15 protein-coding genes are annotated in these 16,525 nt (G+C 64.4%); 11 read left to right on the top strand and 4 right to left on the bottom strand.

What is annotated here, in order from left to right; genetic code table 11:
* Positions 1-3 precede the first annotated feature (3 nt).
* From ACP146_RS18760 to ACP146_RS18800, 9 genes are all read left to right on the top strand, one after another.
* Positions 4-1,506: a methyl-accepting chemotaxis protein gene (locus tag ACP146_RS18760; protein ID WP_422368279.1), complete on the top strand. Its 1,503-nt coding sequence runs from the start codon at positions 4-6 to the stop codon at positions 1,504-1,506.
* A 120-nt stretch (positions 1,507-1,626) separates the two neighbouring features.
* Entirely contained in the window at positions 1,627-2,220 is a 594-nt protein-coding gene (locus tag ACP146_RS18765) for a hydrolase (protein WP_425032961.1), read from the top strand.
* Positions 2,221-2,348: 128 nt separating this feature from the next.
* Positions 2,349-2,864, top strand: a complete 516-nt coding sequence (locus tag ACP146_RS18770) for a PAS domain-containing protein (RefSeq protein ID WP_422368281.1) — start codon at positions 2,349-2,351, stop codon at positions 2,862-2,864.
* Positions 2,865-3,054: 190 nt separating this feature from the next.
* The gene (locus ACP146_RS18775; protein ID WP_422368282.1) at positions 3,055-4,236 is read left to right on the top strand and encodes a glycosyltransferase; all 1,182 of its coding nucleotides are present in this window, start codon (positions 3,055-3,057) and stop codon (positions 4,234-4,236) included.
* Between the two features lie 100 nt (positions 4,237-4,336).
* Positions 4,337-5,221, top strand: coding sequence for a squalene synthase HpnC (hpnC, locus tag ACP146_RS18780; protein ID WP_422368283.1), 885 nt, complete (start codon positions 4,337-4,339; stop codon positions 5,219-5,221).
* Complete coding sequence (gene hpnD, locus ACP146_RS18785) at positions 5,218-6,081, top strand: presqualene diphosphate synthase HpnD (protein ID WP_422368284.1); 864 nt, start codon at positions 5,218-5,220, stop codon at positions 6,079-6,081. The genes hpnC and hpnD overlap by 4 nt, the downstream gene beginning before the upstream one ends.
* 4 nt (positions 6,082-6,085) lie before the next feature.
* Positions 6,086-7,381 carry a hydroxysqualene dehydroxylase HpnE gene (gene hpnE / locus ACP146_RS18790; protein WP_422368285.1) on the top strand — a complete coding sequence of 432 codons (1,296 nt, stop codon included), beginning with the start codon at positions 6,086-6,088 and terminating at the stop codon, positions 7,379-7,381.
* 166 nt (positions 7,382-7,547) lie between these two features.
* Positions 7,548-9,533, top strand: a complete 1,986-nt coding sequence (shc, locus tag ACP146_RS18795; RefSeq protein ID WP_422368286.1) for a squalene--hopene cyclase — start codon at positions 7,548-7,550, stop codon at positions 9,531-9,533.
* Between the two features lie 30 nt (positions 9,534-9,563).
* Positions 9,564-10,274 carry a nucleoside phosphorylase gene (locus tag ACP146_RS18800; RefSeq protein ID WP_422368287.1) on the top strand — a complete coding sequence of 237 codons (711 nt, stop codon included), beginning with the start codon at positions 9,564-9,566 and terminating at the stop codon, positions 10,272-10,274.
* Here ACP146_RS18800 and hpnH read toward each other — a convergent pair.
* Both hpnH and hpnA read right to left on the bottom strand, forming a co-directional pair.
* Entirely contained in the window at positions 10,254-11,405 is a 1,152-nt protein-coding gene (gene hpnH / locus ACP146_RS18805; protein ID WP_422368288.1) for an adenosyl-hopene transferase HpnH, read from the bottom strand. The genes ACP146_RS18800 and hpnH overlap by 21 nt on opposite strands.
* A 345-nt stretch (positions 11,406-11,750) precedes the next feature.
* Positions 11,751-12,743 (bottom strand): hopanoid-associated sugar epimerase, encoded by a 993-nt coding sequence (gene hpnA / locus ACP146_RS18810; protein ID WP_422368289.1) that lies wholly within the window; start codon positions 12,741-12,743, stop codon positions 11,751-11,753.
* A 112-nt stretch (positions 12,744-12,855) separates the two neighbouring features.
* On the opposite strand from hpnA, the gene ACP146_RS18815 reads away from it, so the two are divergent.
* Entirely contained in the window at positions 12,856-13,479 is a 624-nt protein-coding gene (locus ACP146_RS18815; protein ID WP_422368290.1) for an ABC transporter substrate-binding protein, read from the top strand.
* An 11-nt stretch (positions 13,480-13,490) separates the two neighbouring features.
* Here ACP146_RS18815 and ACP146_RS18820 read toward each other — a convergent pair whose 3' ends face one another.
* Complete coding sequence (locus ACP146_RS18820; RefSeq protein WP_422368291.1) at positions 13,491-14,495, bottom strand: zinc-dependent alcohol dehydrogenase family protein; 1,005 nt, start codon at positions 14,493-14,495, stop codon at positions 13,491-13,493.
* A gap of 157 nt (positions 14,496-14,652) precedes the next feature.
* On the opposite strand from ACP146_RS18820, the gene ACP146_RS18825 reads away from it, so the two are divergent.
* Complete coding sequence (locus ACP146_RS18825; protein ID WP_422368292.1) at positions 14,653-15,702, top strand: hypothetical protein; 1,050 nt, start codon at positions 14,653-14,655, stop codon at positions 15,700-15,702.
* A gap of 20 nt (positions 15,703-15,722) precedes the next feature.
* Here ACP146_RS18825 and ACP146_RS18830 read toward each other — a convergent pair whose 3' ends face one another.
* Positions 15,723-16,487 carry a hypothetical protein gene (locus ACP146_RS18830; RefSeq protein WP_425032962.1) on the bottom strand — a complete coding sequence of 255 codons (765 nt, stop codon included), beginning with the start codon at positions 16,485-16,487 and terminating at the stop codon, positions 15,723-15,725.
* Between the last annotated feature and the right edge of the window lie 38 nt (positions 16,488-16,525).

The following is a 16,525-nucleotide window of genomic DNA, read 5'->3' on the forward strand; positions in this document are numbered from 1 at the left end:
AAGGTGGGAGACCTTCCCGCTGTCATCGAGGAAAACGAAAAGACAGAAGGAATCACCGCGTTACGCCGCACCGCCAGCAAGTGGTCCAGCCTGCTGCTCTTTGCCGTGGTGCCTGCGGTGGCGGCGACGGCTCTGCTGACGGGCAATGCCTGGCTGACGCCGACCGTCGCGGCTTTGCTTGTCGCTTGTTGTTCCTTTGCCATCTGGAGAGTTGCCGGCGGCGATGCCGCCCTGACGCGCTATGTCATCGCCGTCGCAACCGTGGTGCAGGTTTCCTTGATGGTGCTCGCGGCGGCCGGGCCCTGGCAGATCGACTTCCATATGATCTACTTCGCTGCCCTGGCGATGCTTGTCGCCTTTTGCGACTGGCGGACCATCCTGGTGGCGGCTGCGGTCACGGCCGTGCATCACATCGCCCTGAACTTCCTCATGCCCTGGGCGGTCTTCCCTGACGGTGCGAACTTCGCCCGGGTGGTTCTGCATGCGGTCGTCGTGGTTCTGGAGGTGGTGGTCCTGGTTCTGCTCAGCCACAAGCTGGTCAGCCTCTTCGACAGCGCCGCGGCCGCCGTGGCGAAGGCCGAAACCGCCGTCGCCGAAACCGAGAAGCTGAGTCGGGAGCAGCAGGAGTTACAGGGCAAAGCGGCCAGGGAACGGCAGGAACTGCTGCTGTCTCTTGCCGACAAATTCGAAACCGGCGTCAAAGGCGCCGTCACCCAGATCCGCTCCTCCCTCGACGACATGCAGGGGGAGACCAAAGCCATGCTGGAGCGCGCCGAGAAGACCCAGGGCACCGCTGTTCAGGTGGCCGATACGGCGGACAGCACCACCGAAAAGGTGGATGCAATCGCCGGTGCCGTCGGTGAACTCTCTTCCTCGGTCAGCGAGATCACGGCCCGGGTGCGCGAAACGGCTGATATCGCCGCGCAAGCGGAAGGCAAGGCCGATTCGACCTCCGGTCAGGTCGGGGACCTGGCCGAGGCGGTATCCGGCATCTCCGAAGTGGTGGGACTGATCGCCGAAATCGCCGAGCAGACCAACCTGCTGGCGCTCAACGCAACGATCGAAGCGGCACGCGCGGGCGAAATGGGCAAGGGCTTCGCGGTCGTCGCCAACGAAGTAAAGTCGCTGGCCACACAGACCGCCCGTGCAACCGAAGACATCACCGGGCGTATCGAAAAAGTGCAGGGCTCCACGCGAATCACCGTCGACGCCATCAAGGAGATCCGCGACGTCATCAATCAGTTGAACGAACACGCCACAAAGATCGCCGGGGCCGTCGAGGAACAGGACGCGACGACGCGCGATATCTCCCGCAATATCCAAGAGGCCGCGGACGGCAGCCGGCAGATGAACGAAGCCATGGCCCTGGTCCGCCAGAATACGGAAACCGCCAGCCGATCTGTGCACAAGGTGGTCGATGCCTCCGGTATCGTCGCGCAGAACACCCAGGAGCTGGATGAAAGCCTCTCCAACCTGCTGGACGGTCTGCGCAGCAAGCACGCCTGAATACGGCGCAGAGGTTCCACCCTCAGCCCGCAAGGGCAGCGTCGCATTTGGCGGCTTGCGCCGGCGGCATCTGCCGCCTATGCCTTCTTTTCAACCTTGAGCGGCAACGAAAGGGCCGAAGTGGGCACAGGGAACGAAGCGCGGGCTTGGCAACGCATGCTTTCGGGACGGCGGCTGGACCTGCTCGACCCCTCACCGCTCGACATCGAGATCGAGGATATCGCCCACGGCCTCGCAAGGGTGGCCCGTTGGAACGGACAGACCAGCGGCGCATCGGCTTTCTCAGTGGCTCAGCACAGTCTTCTCGTCGAACAGATCGCCGGGCAGCTTCGGCCCGCATCGGGCCCCGGTGAACGCATGGCGGTGCTCCTCCATGACGCACCGGAATATGTGATCGGCGATCTCATTACCCCCTTCAAGGCCGCGGTCGGGCTCGACTACAAAGCCTTGGAGAAGCGGCTGATGACCGCGATCCGGATTCGCTTCGGCCTTCCCGGCCGGGAGCCCGCCGCCCTGACCAAACTGATCAAAAAAGCTGACCGCACGGCCGCCTATCTGGAAGCAACCCAGCTCGCGGGCTTCTCCGTCAGTGAGGGCCGCCGCCTTTTCGGCCAGCATAAGCGCTTCGAGTCGATCACCCTGACCCCCTGGCCCGCGGGCAAGGCGAAGCGTCTTTTTCTGGAGCGCCACAGCAAACTGTCGAGACTCTTGTAATCGTTCCAGCTATATTTACTTCTTGCAGGGGGAATGGTGTAAAAAAAACTCCCGTAGAGGTCGCAATTCTGGGATGATGGGGCTCAGGGGCAACTGCGAGTCGCCACTGGGCTGGGAGACGAAATCATATGCAGTTCGCAGCGCAACTCGGCGAGCCGGTGCTCGGCGAGCTTTATCAATACTGGCTGACCAAGTGCGACGGTCGCCGTGCAGCAGCCCGATCCGACATTGATCCCATCGACATCCCGCAGCTTCTGCCTCACCTTACGCTGACCGAGGTCATCGGCGGCGGGGAAAGGTTTCGCTACCGCCTTGCCGGCACCCAGGTGGAAGAACGCTTCGGCTGCTCGCTGACCAACTGCTACCTCGACGATTTGATGCACGGCAGCTATCTGGACTACGTTCTGGATCTCTATCGCAAGCTGCTGGACGACTTCGGCCCGATCTACTCGGAGAGCACCTTCGGGCGCGATCCATCGCAGAAGCTGCGCGCGAAGCGCTTGATGCTGCCACTCAGCGACAATCAGAAGTCGGTGAACATGGTCCTTTCCGCCATGCTCTATCTGCCCAGCGACCCGAATGACCGCAGCACTGTTCTTCGCGCGCAGAATCAGTTCAGTCCACCGCAAAGCGACGCGGTCTGACACTCAAGTTCAAGTCCCGACCGCAGATTCACCGGTTTGTTTGGATCGCTCCCCGTCGGGTTTCCGGGTTGATTTTTCCGGATCGATTTTCTGGGACGATTCCATCAATCCCGGATCTGCTCTAGTCTGTGGGTTTCACTGATTCGCCGTCTCGCAGTTGCAGATGGCCCAGTTCGGGAAGCCGCCCGCTTTGCCAACGCCAGTCTTTTGGATCGTTCTCCTTTCAGCAGCTATCTGGGTTTATCTGCTGCTGTTCCGCGGCGGGTTCTGGCGTTGCGCCGAACGGCTCGGCAATCCGCCCGCACCGGCAGACTGGCCGGCGGTTGCCGCAATCGTTCCGGCACGCGACGAGGCGGACGTGATTGAAGAAGCGCTCTCCTCGCTCCTCGAACAGGACTACGCGGGCGACTTCTCAGTCTTTCTGGTCGACGACCACAGCCGCGACGGCACTGCAGACCTTGCCCGAAAGACGGCGGCACAGAGTCCGCAGGGCGGGCGCCTTTCGGTGTTGCAGGCCCCGGCCCTGCCGGAGGGCTGGACCGGCAAGCTCTGGGCCTTGGAACAGGGCCTGCGCAGGATCGACGGCCGGAGCCGCTATGTCTGGTTCAGCGATGCCGACATCAGCCAGCCGCCGGATGCCCTGACCCGGCTGGTGGCCAAGGCGGAAAACGAGCGGCGCGATCTCGTCTCCCTCATGGTGGCCTTGCGATGCGAAGGGTTCTGGGAGCGGTTGCTGATTCCCCCTTTCATCTACTTCTTTCAGAAGCTTTACCCCTTTGCCTGGGTCAACGACCCGAACAGACAAACGGCGGCGGCGGCCGGCGGCTGTGTCCTGATCAGGCAGGAAGCCCTGATACGGATTGGCGGACTGGCAGCGCTGAGCGACGCGCTGATTGACGACTGCAGCCTTGCGGCGAAGGTCAAGGAGGATCGGCAGGCAAACAGCGGCGGCATCTGGCTGGGCCTGGCCGAGCGGGCGCGCTCCATCCGGCCCTATGCCGGGCTCGGCAGCATCTGGACCATGGTGGCCCGCACCGCCTACACACAACTGGCGAACAGCCCGGCCGTACTGCTCGGCACCCTGATCGGTATGTTCCTGACCTATCTCGCGCCGCCGCTTGCCCTGCTGAGCTATCCCTGGCACCTGAACACCGAAGCGGCAGTTCTGGGGGGGCTCGTCTGGACCGCCATGACGGTATCACTGCTGCCGGTCCTGCGATTGTATGGCCAATCACCCTGGCTTGCGGCTTTGCTGCCGCTCGCCGCTGCTTTATACAGCGCCATGACCGTCGATTCCGCCCGCCGACATTGGCAGGGCGCGGGCGGCAACTGGAAAGGGCGAATTCAGGCGCGAAACCAAAATTCGGGTTGATTACGTAAGTCAGTCCGAGTTCGCGCTGCGACAAGGGTTGGATCTTTCCTTAAGACAACAGCAGAATGAGCGGTCCCGGTACCGCAGAAAGAGATCATGGATGGCGCTGGCAAGCGTCGAAACACCTTCTGGCAAAGGCGCGGGCGACGAGAACTTTCCCGTCGGCTCCTGGCTGCTGCCGGCGGAACTGCGACCCCAGGTCGCCGTTTACTATGCTTTTGCCCGGGCCATTGACGATATTGCCGATAATCCTGAACTCGCCCCGCAGGATAAGATCGACCGCCTCAGCCGTTTCGACGCGGCGCTCGGATCTGCGGAGAGTGACGGACCCGGTCTGGAAAAGGCCACAGCCCTGCGGCTCTGCCTCGCCGAAAATGGCATATCCACTGCACGCGGCAGCGATCTCGTTGCCGCCTTCAAACAGGACGCGGTCAAGCTGCGCTACCGGAACTGGGAAGAATTGTTGGGCTATTGCCGCCTCTCGGCCAATCCGGTCGGGCAGTTCCTGCTCGACCTTCATGGTGAGGACCCCAGCGGCTATGCCGCCTCCGATGCGCTCTGCACGGCCTTGCAGGTCCTCAACCATCTGCAGGACTGTCAGGACGACTACCACGCCCTCGATCGGGTCTACCTGCCGCTCGATTGGCTGGAGACCGAAGGGCTCGATGTAACGGTGCTCGATGCCGAAGCCAGCCCGCCCGGACTGCGGCGGGTGCTCGATCTCTGCCTCGACCGGGTCGACGGCCTGTTGACCGAAGCCCGGCTTTTGCCCGGCCAGCTTCGATCCTCCCGCCTGGCGATGGAATCGGCTGTGATCGTAAAGCTGGCAACGCGCCTCACCCGGCACCTGAGAGAGGGCGATCCGCTCGCCCGGCGGGTTGCCCTCGGCAAGACGGACTTTGCACTTGCCGGACTTGGCGGGATCTTCGGCGTCCAGATACAGCGTCTGTTCGGCAAACCTCAAACCACAGGCCGGACCAAGTGACCGCCCTTCGGCAAGAGAGCAGCGACACCGACGAAGCCCTTCAGCAGGTGCGCGCCATTGCGACGGCTTCGGGCTCTTCCTTTCTCTGGGGCATGCGCCTGCTGCCGAAGCCGCGGCGCGATGCCATGTATGCAATCTATGCCTTCTGCCGCGCCGTCGACGACATCGCAGACGATGGCGGCGCGGCGCCTGACAAGCAGCGGGATCTCGCGAGCTGGCGTGCGGAAATCGAGCGCCTCTACGACGGCTGTCCTGAAACGCCTATCGCCCGGGCTTTGTTGCGGCCGGTGAAGGACTACCGGCTTCCGAAGGAAGAGTTTCATGCCGTGATCGACGGCATGGAAATGGATGCGCGCGAAGACATCCGCGCTCCGGATATGGAGACCTTCCGGCTCTACTGCCGCCGTGTCGCCGGGGCGGTCGGCGTTCTTTCGGTGCACGCCTTTGGCGCCGAGGAACCGCAGGCCCGGGATCTGGCCCTCGCCGAGGGCGACGCGCTGCAGTTCACCAACATCCTGCGCGACATCGGCGAGGATGCCGAGCGCGGCCGGCTCTATCTGCCCCGCGACCTGCTGCTGCGGCATGGCATAGACAGCCGCGATCCGGTCACCGTCGCCAGCGATCCACGCCTGCCGGCGGTCTGCTTCGATCTCGCCGCCATGGCCGAGGAGCGTTTCAATGAAGCGCGGCGTCTTATGGCTTCCTGCCGGCGCGGGCCGATGCGCCCTGCCCGTATCATGCTGGCGGTCTATCAACGCCTGCTCACCCGCCTGCAGAAAGAGGGTTGGGCCGACATCAATATCCGGGTACGTCTGCCCAAAGCGGAAAAGCTCTGGATCGCGCTCAGAAACGGATTCTGATCCGATGACGGGAACCACCAGCCGGCCGCGGGTCCACATCGTCGGCGCCGGTCTCGCCGGGCTCTCGGCTGCAGTGCGTCTGGCTGAGCGGGGCCATCCGGTCACAGTCTATGAGGCCGCCGCGAATGCCGGCGGGCGTTGCCGGTCCTTTCACGACGCGAAGCTCGACCGGCTGATCGACAACGGCAACCACCTGATGATGACCGCCAACACCGCCGTGTTGGATTACCTGGCGCTAATCGATGCCGGGCCGGTGCTGACCGAGCCGGCACGCGCGAGTTATCCTTTCCTGGATCTGACCAGCAGCCGGACCTGGCACCTGCGGCCGAGCCGCGGACGGTTTCCCTGGTGGATCTTCGATCCAAAGCAGCGCATCCCGGGAACCGGCACCCTCGATTACCTGAAGGGCCTGCGCCTCGGCTTCGCCGGCAAAAACGACAGGGTGACAGACTGCCTCGACAGGGAGAATCCCCTTTGGCGGACCTTCTGGGAACCCCTGGTGGTCGCGGCCCTCAACACACCGCCGGAAGAGGCCTCGGCCTATCTGTTGCGGCGCGTCCTGACGGAGACCTTTGCGAAGGGCGAGGCTGCCTGCCGCCCGCTTGTCGCCCGCGAAGGCCTGGGGCCGGCCCTTGTCGATCCGGCTCTGAGGTTTCTGCAGCACAGGGGCGCCGGCCTTCGTCTCGGCCAGCGCCTGCGCAGGCTGGACCTCACGGACGGGCGGGTTGCGGCTTTGGATCTTGCCCAGGAGACAATCGCTCTGGGCCACAACGACCGGGTGATCCTGGCGCTGCCGCCGCAGGCGATCCAGACCCTGCTGCCGGGCGTCGACGTTCCGCTGGAGAGCCATGCCATCGTCAATGCCCATATCCGCCTGAACCAGGCCCCGGCCTGGCCCTTCGGCAACGCAGACGAGGCTCTGCCCGAGGTGCCCTTCCTCGGTCTCGTCGGCGGCACGGCCGACTGGCTCTTCCTGCGCGGCGATGTGGTCAGCCTGACGGTGAGCGCGGCCAGCAGGCTAGCCGAGAGTCCGAACGATGCGATCGCCGCCCGCCTCTGGGCCGATACCGCCAAGGCGCTGCGCCTCGACCCCGCAGAACAGCCGCCAATCCGGGTGATCAACGAGAAACGCGCGACCTTTGCCCAAACACCGGCGGCCCTGCGCCGGCGCCCGGGCCCGCAGAGCGCCTGGGGTAATCTTCTGCTGGCGGGCGACTGGACCGATACCGGTCTGCCGGCGACCATAGAATCGGCAATCAGGTCCGGCGAAGCAGCCGCCAAGGCACTGACTTTGCCATGAAATTGCCCGATTGCGGGGGCTTGCAAGCAACCGGCGGCTTCTTCACAATCGCAGCGATTGAACCGGCGATTCGCGGCTTCGGGCGGGCGGCCGCGCTTTCCGATTGTTATGGCATTGGCGGGGTTATTCCTTTGCTCCTTTCCGGGCGAAAGCACAGAAAATCGATATGACAAGAAGCAACGCGATCAGAGACGAGCGTGCTCTGGCACGCCCGGCGGAAGCCGAGTTGCCGGACCTGCAGGCCGTGGACCAACTGGTCGACGAGATGTCCCAGGCGCTATTGGCGCAGCAACGCCCCGACGGCCACTGGCTTTACGAGCTGGAGGCCGATGCGACCATTCCGGCCGAGTACATCTTCCTGCAGCACTTCCTCGGCTCCATCGAGTCCGCCGCTTACCGGGACGTCGAGCCGAAGATCGCCAACCATCTGCGGGCCATTCAGGGGCACGACGGCGGCTGGCCGCTGTTCCACGCCGGCGACATGGACCTCAGCGCCAGCGTGAAAGCCTACTTCGCCCTGAAGCTGGCCGGTGACGATCCCGATGCCCCGCACATGGCCAAGGCACGGGCGGCGATCCTGGCCCAGGGCGGTGCGGCCCAGAGCAACGTCTTCACGCGGATCGCCCTCGCCCTCTTCGGCGAAGTGCCCTGGCGCGCGGTGCCGGAAATGCCGGTGGAAATCATGCTGTTGCCGCGCTGGTTCCCTTTCCACCTCTCCAAGGTTTCCTATTGGTCGCGTACGGTCATTGCGCCGCTGCTGATCCTGATGGATCTGAAGCCCAAGGCGGTCAATCCGCTGAAGGTCTCCATCGGCGAACTCTTCGTTCAGCCGCCCGAGCGCGCCCAGTATCCGATGAACGCCACCGGCAGCCCACTGGGGGCGATCTTCGCGGGCATCGACCGGGTGCTGCGCCTCAGCGATCCGCTACGGCCCCGCGCCCAGCGCCGCAAGGCGATCAACGCTGCCATCGACTTCGTGAAAGAACGCCTCAACGGCGAAGACGGCCTCGGTGGAATCTTCCCGGCCATGGCCAACGCCGCCATGGCCTTTCACGCCCTGGGATACGACTGGGACGAGCCCAACTACCGCATGACGCGGGAAGCCATCGACCGCCTGCTGATCGCCCGCAACGGCGAGCGCGTCACCTGTCAGCCCTGCCTTTCGCCGATCTGGGATACCTGCCTGGCCGCTCATGCAATGCTGGAAGCGGGCGAACCCGGTGACAGCGACAGCTTCGACCGGGCCTTTAACTGGCTGCTGGAGCGGGAAATCAAGGAGGTGCGGGGCGATTGGGCCTGGCGGCGCCCCAACGCCCCGACCGGCGGCTGGCCCTTCCAGTATCAAAACGCCCATTACCCGGATGTCGACGACACCGCCGTGGTGGTGATGGCCATGGACCGTGCCAAATCGGAAGCTTCTGAAGGCGCCGTCAGCCGCGCCGCCGACTGGATCATCGCCATGCAGAGCAAGAACGGCGGCTGGGGCTCCTTCGATGCGGACAACGCTTTCGACTATCTGAATCACATTCCCTTCGCCGACCACGGCGCCCTGCTGGACCCGCCGACGGCCGACGTCTCGGCACGCTGCCTGTCGATGCTGGCGCAACTGGGCTACGGCCGCGACAACACCGTCGTGCGCCGCGGTCTCGACTATCTGCTGCGCGAGCAGGAAGCCGACGGCTCCTGGTACGGCCGCTGGGGCGTCAACTATGTCTACGGCACCTGGTCGGTGCTCTCAGCGCTCAATGCCTGCGGCGAAGATCTTTCCTCGACGCCGGTCCGCCGGGCGGTGGCCTGGCTGGAAAGCCGCCAGCGCGAAGACGGCGGCTGGGGCGAGGACTGCGCCACCTATTGGGCCGCGCGGCGTTACGAGGCCAAGGCCTCCACTGCCGCCCAGACCGCCTGGGCTTTGCTCGGCCTGATGGCCGCCGGCGAGGTCGACAGCGATGCGGTGCGCCGCGGTATCGCCTTTCTGCAGAACTGCCCGCGCGACGAGAAGCGCTGGCTCGACACCCACTGGACCGGCACAGGCTTCCCGCGGGTCTTTTATCTGCATTACCACGGCTACAGCGCCTACTTCCCGCTCATGGCCCTCGCCCGCTACCGCAACCTCATGCGTGCGAACGAGCGGCGCGTCGCCTTCGGCATGTGATGCCGGGCGGCATGTAGTGTCGAGCGGCAGGTGAGCGGCAACCGGCCCAGCTCTGTTGGTGTTGTCACCGGCCTGGCCGCAGAGTCCCGTTTGATCGCCGACGATCGAGGCTTACCTGAGGGCGTACGTGTTTACTGCGCCGGCGCCGACAGCACACGTGCCGGAGAACGGGCAGAGTTGTTGCTGGCCGAAGGCGCAACCGCACTGATCAGCTTCGGTATCGCCGGGGCGCTAGACCCGGCATTGGCAAGCGGTGATCTCGTCCTGGCCCACAGCGTGCGCGCGCCCGAGGGACAGCATTACGCCGTTGACGAGACCTGGCGAGTGGCCGTTGCCGGAAGTCTACCCGGCCAGGCTGCCACAGTCCGCCAGGGCGTGATCCTCGGGTCAACGGAAACCTTGCTCACGACCGATCAGAAGGCCGCAGCCTTTGGCGCCAGCGGCTGTCTGGCGGTCGACATGGAAAGCCACGCCGTCGCCGCCGTCGCCGCGCGCCACGGCGTCCCCTTCCTGGCGCTGCGCGCCATCGCTGATACCGCCGATACGCCCTTGCCGGCTTTCGTAACCGACGCGGTCAAGGCCAACGGCGAAACGGCAGTCTTAAGAGCCCTGGGCGCGCTCGCAGCGCAACCCTGGCAACTGCCGGCGGCGCTCCGCCTGTCCCGGCGCAGCACCCTGGCCCTGGCAAGACTTGGCGAAGCGATGCGAAAATCGGAGGCGCTATTCCGCCGCGGCGGTTGAGGAACTACCTTCTTTGGCAGCCGTTTCCGGCTTCTGCGCCGAAGCTTCGGCGACGAATTCCTCGAAGGTATAGATAGCGGGACGCTGATTGGAGAGATCGATCTCCGGCGCCATCTCGCCTTCGGTGGCAGGGCCCTTCAGCGCTACCTTCAGCGCCTTCAGGGGATGCTTCACCGTGTCGGCGACTGCCGTGCCTTCGAATCCGCAATGGACCATGCAGTTGGCGCACTTCTCGTAATTGCCGGTGCCGTAGCCGTCCCAGTCGGTCTCTTCCATCAGGGCCTTGAAGCTGGGCGCATAGCCTTCGTTCAGCAGATAGCAGGGCCGCTGCCAGCCGAAGACGTTGCGGGTCGGGTTGCTCCAGGGCGTGCAGTGGTAGCTCTGGTTGCCGGCCAAAAAATCCAGGAACAGGCTGGACTGGGAGAAGCGCCACTTGCGGTCTTTACCGCGGCGGAAGACATCGCGGAACAGTTCCTTGGTCTGGCGCCGGTTGAGGAAGTGCTCCTGATCCGGCGCCCGCTCATAGGCATAGCCCGGCGAAATGGTGACACCCTCGACGCCCAGATCGCGGGCGAAGTCGAGGAACTCCGAGACTTCTGCCGGCTTGGCGTTGTTGAAGAGGGTGCAGTTCACGTTCACCCGGTGGCCGCGGTCGCGGGCCGCCTCTATGGCCTTCACCGCGCGCTTGAAGACGCCCTTCTGATCGACCGCCCGGTCGTGCTCCTCCTCCAGGCCGTCCAGATGGATGGAGAAGGTGAGGTACTTGCTGGGCTTGAAGAGATCGATTTTCTTTTCCAGCAGCAGCGCGTTGGTGCAGAGGTAGACGAAGCGCTTGCGCTTCACCAGTTCGGCGACGATCTGATCCATCTCCTTATGGATCAACGGCTCACCCCCGGGGATCGAGACGATGGGCACACCGCTTTCCTCGACCGCCTCGATGCAGTCCTCGACGCTCAGGCGGCGGTTCAGAATCTCGTCCGGATAGTCGATCTTGCCGCAGCCCGGACAGGCCAGATTGCAGCGGAACAGGGGTTCCAGCATCAGCACCAGCGGATAGCGCTCGTTGCGCTGCAGGCGCTGCTTCATGATGTAAGCGCCGACGCGCAGCTGCTGTATCAGGGGAACCGCCAAGGCGAGACTCCAAAAAAGGTCAGAAAAGCGGGAACCGAACGGCGCCAGTCTAGCGATTTTGCGCCGCAACACCACCCCAAACACCGTGGGGTTATAGAGCGAAAATGGGGCTGCATGGTTCGAGACGCCGCCTAGATCGGATCATGTTTTGACGGAACCACTTCGTGGTTGCGCCAAAACATGTGAATCCGATCGACATCAAATAGTTAGAGCAGATTCACCGGGTTGGATGGATCGCTAACGCGATTCCATCAAACCCGCATCTGCTCTAGGGGCGGCTCCTCACCATGAGGTCTCACTTCGCCCTCGTCCTGAGGAGATGCGCCAGCACCTTCTCGAAGGACCCTAGCCCAGATATCCTTCCCTTTCGAACCAGGCGACGGCATCGCGGATCGCTTCGCCGGCCGAGCGGGGCTGATAGCCGAGCACCCCCGCGGCCTTGTCATGGCGGAAATACATCGGCTTCGCCGCCATTTTCAGCCCGTCCACCGTGAGCAGCGGCTCCTTTCCGCCACTGACGCGGGCCCAGGCCTCGGCCCCATAGGCCAGGGGAAAGAGGGGCCGGCGCGGCAGGCGGATCTTCGGCGGGCGGCGCCCCCGCAAAGCCGCCACTTGTGACAGGATTTCCGCCAACTTCAGGTTTTCGCCGCCCAGCAGGTAGCGCTCCCCGATCACGCCTTTGTCATAGGCAAGCAGGTGTCCGGCGGCGACATCGTCGACATGGACAACATTAAGGCCGGTATCGACGAAGGCGGGCACGCGACCCGTCGCCGCCTCCACCACCAGGCGCCCGGTGGGGGTCGGCTTCACGTCACGCGGGCCAATGGGGGTGGAGGGATTAACGATGACGACCGGCAGTCCCGCCTCCCGCTGCATCCGGCGAACCTCTTCCTCGGCCAGGAACTTGGAGCGTTTGTAGACGCCGATCATATCGTCCAGGGCGACCGGGGTTTCCTCGTCCGCCGGCGTCCCGCCCGGCGCCTTGCCGAGCACCGCAACGGAAGAGGTATAGACCACCCGCTCGACCCCCTGGGCGAGGGCCGCGGCCATGAGCTGGCGGGTACCCTGTACGTTGGCGCGGTCCATTGCCGCCGGATCCCGGACCCAGATGCGGTAGTCGGCGGCGACGTGAAACAGCGCAGAGCAATCCTGCAGGGCCGCCGCAAGGGAATCGGCATCGGTCAGGTCGCCCTCGACCAGATCGACGGCGAGATCGTTAAGGTTGCGCCGGTCGCTGCCGGGCCGCACCAGACAGCGCGGCCGCTCGCCCCTGGCGATCAGCCCCCGCACCACCGCAGAGCCGACGAAGCCCGTGCCGCCTGTAACCAATGTCGTCATGGCCGGCAGCTTGCCCGCGGCAGCCCGGTACGGCAAGTCGCAGACACAGATAGAATGGAATAGAAAAGCCCTTGCACCCCCGCCATTCATCCGTACATCTGATGACAACGAGATGAAGGAACCCATTGTGAGACTGCCCAGCCTCCCCGCTCTGGCCCTCGCTCTTTTGTTCGCCGCCGGACCGGCGACGGCGCAGGAAAGCGCCACCGCGCCGGTTGAGCGCCTGAACACCGCGTTGCTCGACGTGATGCAGAATGCCGAGGCCCTGGGGTACGAGGGCCGGGTCGAGCGTCTGGCGCCGCAGCTTGAGGACGTTTTCGACTTCGCAACCATGGCCCGCATTACCCTGGGCCGCCACTGGCGCGACCTGAAGCCGCCGCAGCAGGAAGCCTTTACCGAGGCCTTTACGGATTTCAGTGTCGCCGTCTTTGCCGACCGTTTCGACGGCTTCTCCGGCGAGCGCTTCGAAATCCTGGGCGAGCAGCCGGCGCGGCGCGGCGCCGTGCTGGTCCGCAACCAGATCGTGAAGAGCGACGGTGAAGCGGTGCCGATCAACTATCTTGCCCGGCCCGGCAAGGGCGGCGAAAGCTGGCAGTTGGTCGATATCCTGCTCGACGCCAAGTACAGCGAACTGGCCACCCGCCGCTCCGAATACAGCGGTATCGTGAAGAACCAGGGCATCGACGCCCTGATCGCCGCCCTGAAAGACAAGACCGCAGGCTACGCCGCGCCCTGATCCGCTCCCGCTCAGACCTCGATCACCAGTTTGCCGAAATGGCCGGCGGCCTGCATGGCACGGTAGGCCTCGGGGGCTTCCTCGAAAGCAAATGTCCGGTCGATGACCGGGCGCAGTTCGGATGCTGCAATGGCGCGGTTCATATCCTGGAACAACCGCCGCGAGCCGACATAGATGCCCTGCAAGGTGATCGACTTGGCCATGATCGGCCGTGGATTGATGGTGCCGCCGCTGAGCACGCCGATGAGGCCGATGGTTCCGGCGATCCGGGTGGCGGCGATCGACTTCTCCAAGGTGCCGGCGCCGCCGACCTCCACCGTCAAGTCGACCCCCCGCCCCTCAGTCAGCTCAAGAACCGCCTCTTCCCAGTCCGGGCTGCGACGATAGTTCACCGTCTGCCAGGCGCCCAGACTCTTCGCGCGCGCCAGCTTCTCATCGCTGGAGGAGGTGATGATCACCCTGGCCCCCATTAGGCCGGCGAACTGCAAGGCGAAGATCGAGACACCGCCGGTGCCGAGCAAGAGCACCCTGTCACCGGCCTTCACCCGACCAACGTCGACCAGTGCGCGCCAGGCCGTCAAGGCCGCGCAAGGCAGGGTCGCCGCCTCCGCGTAGCTCAGGTGACCGGGGATCTTCACCAACCCGCCCGCGCTGACGGTTACTTCCTCCGCCAGCATGCCATCGAGCGCGCCACCCAATGCCGAGGCCATGGCCTCCGGCGTGCAGGCGCCGTCGCCCCAGTCCTGGAAGAAGCAGCCGGCCACCCGGTCGCCGGGCGCAAACTCGGTGACCCCGGCGCCCGCCGCCAACACCTCGCCAGCGCCATCAGAATTGGGAATGCGCGGCAGGGCGATGCCGCGGGCCGCTGGGTCGCTGACCACACTGAGATCGCGATAGTTTATGGAACTGGCGCGGTTTCGCACGCGCACCTCGCCGGGGCCCGGCTCGATCGGGCGCAACTCCGCCATCTTCAATCCGTCAATACCGGTGGGCGTTTGAATCTGCCAGGCCCGCATGTCATCCACTCCCTCTGTTTTGTTGACAGCGATCATAGGGCGCCAAGTCGGCTGGATGAAGGGCGACAGATGAGAGCCACTGTCAACGCATGGCGATTGGCGATAACACCCCCCTCTGCTAGCGTCGGCCCAGAACTCGTTTTGGGGGAGTCCGAAGATGCCGCTGCTGACCACCACCATCGGGGCCTATCCGAAACCCGAGAGCGTTGCCGTGCCGGACTGGTTCGACCCCGGCGCCATGGACAGTTCCGTCGCCACCACCGGCTATACAGCCGCCCTGGAGCGTCTGGGTTCGGAGGCCGAGGCGATTTTCGCTGAAGGCACGCGCCAGGTGATCGAGGACCAGGTTTCCTGCGGCATCGATATCCCCACCGACGGCGAGGTCAGGCGGGAAAACTATGTCCACTACCATTGCCGCCACCTCGACGGCTTCGACTTTGAAAACCTGACCCATCGCGTGCTGCGCGGCGGCGCTTACGAAACCGATTTGCCGACCATCCGCGGTGCGATCCGGGCGCGCGCGCCCTTCCTGCCGCATGACTGGAAGGTTGCCCAGGGCTTCACCGACAAGCCGGTGAAAATCACCCTGCCCGGGCCGATGACCATCGCCGATACCACCGCGGACGAGCACTATGGCGACCCAAAGACTCTGGGGCATGACCTGGCCGCGGCGCTGAACGCCGAGGTGCTGGCCCTAGCCGAGGCCGGTTGCAAGGTGATCCAGATCGACGAACCGCTCTTCGCGCGCAAGCCCGAAGCGGCGCTGGACTATGGCATGGCCAACATCGACCGTTGCTGGCAGGACGTACCGGAAGACGTTATCAAGGTGATGCACATGTGCTGCGGCTACCCCAACTACCTGGATCAGGAAGACTACGCCAAGGCCGACCCCAACGCCTATCTGGCACTGGCCGAGGCCGTGGATGCCTCGCGCGTTGATGTGGTCTCCATCGAGGACGCGCACCGCCACAACGACCTCGGCCTGCTCGACCGCTTCAAAGACACCGCTGTCATCTTCGGCGTCATCGCCATCGCCCGCAGCCGGGTGGAGAGCGTGGCGGAAGTGCGCGAACGCCTGCAGGCAGCCCTGCAGCACCTCCCCGCCGAACGCCTGATCGCCGGCCCGGATTGCGGCCTCGGCCATCTGGGGCGGGACCTCGCCATGAAGAAGCTGCGGGTACTGAGCGAAGCGGCGAAGGGAGTCTAACGCCGCAGACAACGGGCTCATCAGTCGGGCGATGCCGGATCGATGCCCGGCTTTTTGTCCGCCGAAGGCGACTGTCGCGCCTCTGCCGTGATGCTATCTTGCAGCGACAGATCGAGGATCATGATTTTCTGCCAGATCTTGCGGGAAAGGTTGGTGGATAGTTCCTCCAACTCGTTCACCGTATCGATGACCACGGAGTCCTGGACACTCTGGGTATAGAGGGCGGCGATCTTGCCGGAGAGCGACAGCATCTCCGAACAGTAGTCGAGATAGCGTTCGATTTCCTGGCGGCCCATCACGCGCTTGGGGGAGCTCGCGGTCGGCTCTATGGTATCCAGCAGCACGCTGGGGTTCTTGGTCAACTGGTGCATGTCGATCACATGGATCATCGAGCGCAGCGAATGCAGCGAGACCAGGGCCCGCTTTCTTTTCCAGCGTGATTCCAGACTGACGATGAAGGCGATACCAAGCGCAACAATAATGGCAATGTTGGCCGCCGGCTCGATGATCTGCACCAAGGTGGTGGCCTCGGTTACCGGAGAGCTGAAATGAAGCTCTTTGAAAACCATCGCGAAAAGAGCAAGGCCTGCCGCCAGAATCCCAAGAGTGATCAGGCGGAGGCGCCAGTTGGGCCGCCCCAGCGCCAGGGCATCGCCGCGCATCTCGCGCGCCACCTGCGTGAAGTCCTCGGCCACCCGGCGCAGCCCCGATTCTGGAAAGCGCTCGCCGATCCGCTGAGCCAGTGTGTCCACCGTCGCAATGATGCGATCCGCATCGAGCGTCATTCTCATATCGTACCGTACCCCGACGATGAAATCCGTTC

Source organism: Pelagibius sp. (assembly GCF_965249265.1).
GTDB lineage: Bacteria > Pseudomonadota > Alphaproteobacteria > Kiloniellales > Kiloniellaceae > Pelagibius.

Bases quoted from the DNA above. Each gene is read 5' to 3' on its own strand.
- hpnE (WP_422368285.1), top strand. From the start codon at position 6,086: ATGACGGGAACCACCAGCCGGCCGCGGGTCCACATCGTCGGCGCCGGT.
- ACP146_RS18825 (WP_422368292.1), top strand. From the start codon at position 14,653: ATGCCGCTGCTGACCACCACCATCGGGGCCTATCCGAAACCCGAGAGC.
- ACP146_RS18820 (WP_422368291.1), bottom strand. From the start codon at position 14,495: ATGCGGGCCTGGCAGATTCAAACGCCCACCGGTATTGACGGATTGAAG.
- ACP146_RS18770 (WP_422368281.1), top strand. From the start codon at position 2,349: ATGCAGTTCGCAGCGCAACTCGGCGAGCCGGTGCTCGGCGAGCTTTAT.
- ACP146_RS18830 (WP_425032962.1), bottom strand. From the start codon at position 16,487: ATGACGCTCGATGCGGATCGCATCATTGCGACGGTGGACACACTGGCT.
- hpnA (WP_422368289.1), bottom strand. From the start codon at position 12,743: ATGACGACATTGGTTACAGGCGGCACGGGCTTCGTCGGCTCTGCGGTG.
- shc (WP_422368286.1), top strand. From the start codon at position 7,548: ATGACAAGAAGCAACGCGATCAGAGACGAGCGTGCTCTGGCACGCCCG.
- hpnC (WP_422368283.1), top strand. From the start codon at position 4,337: ATGGCGCTGGCAAGCGTCGAAACACCTTCTGGCAAAGGCGCGGGCGAC.
- ACP146_RS18815 (WP_422368290.1), top strand. From the start codon at position 12,856: ATGAAGGAACCCATTGTGAGACTGCCCAGCCTCCCCGCTCTGGCCCTC.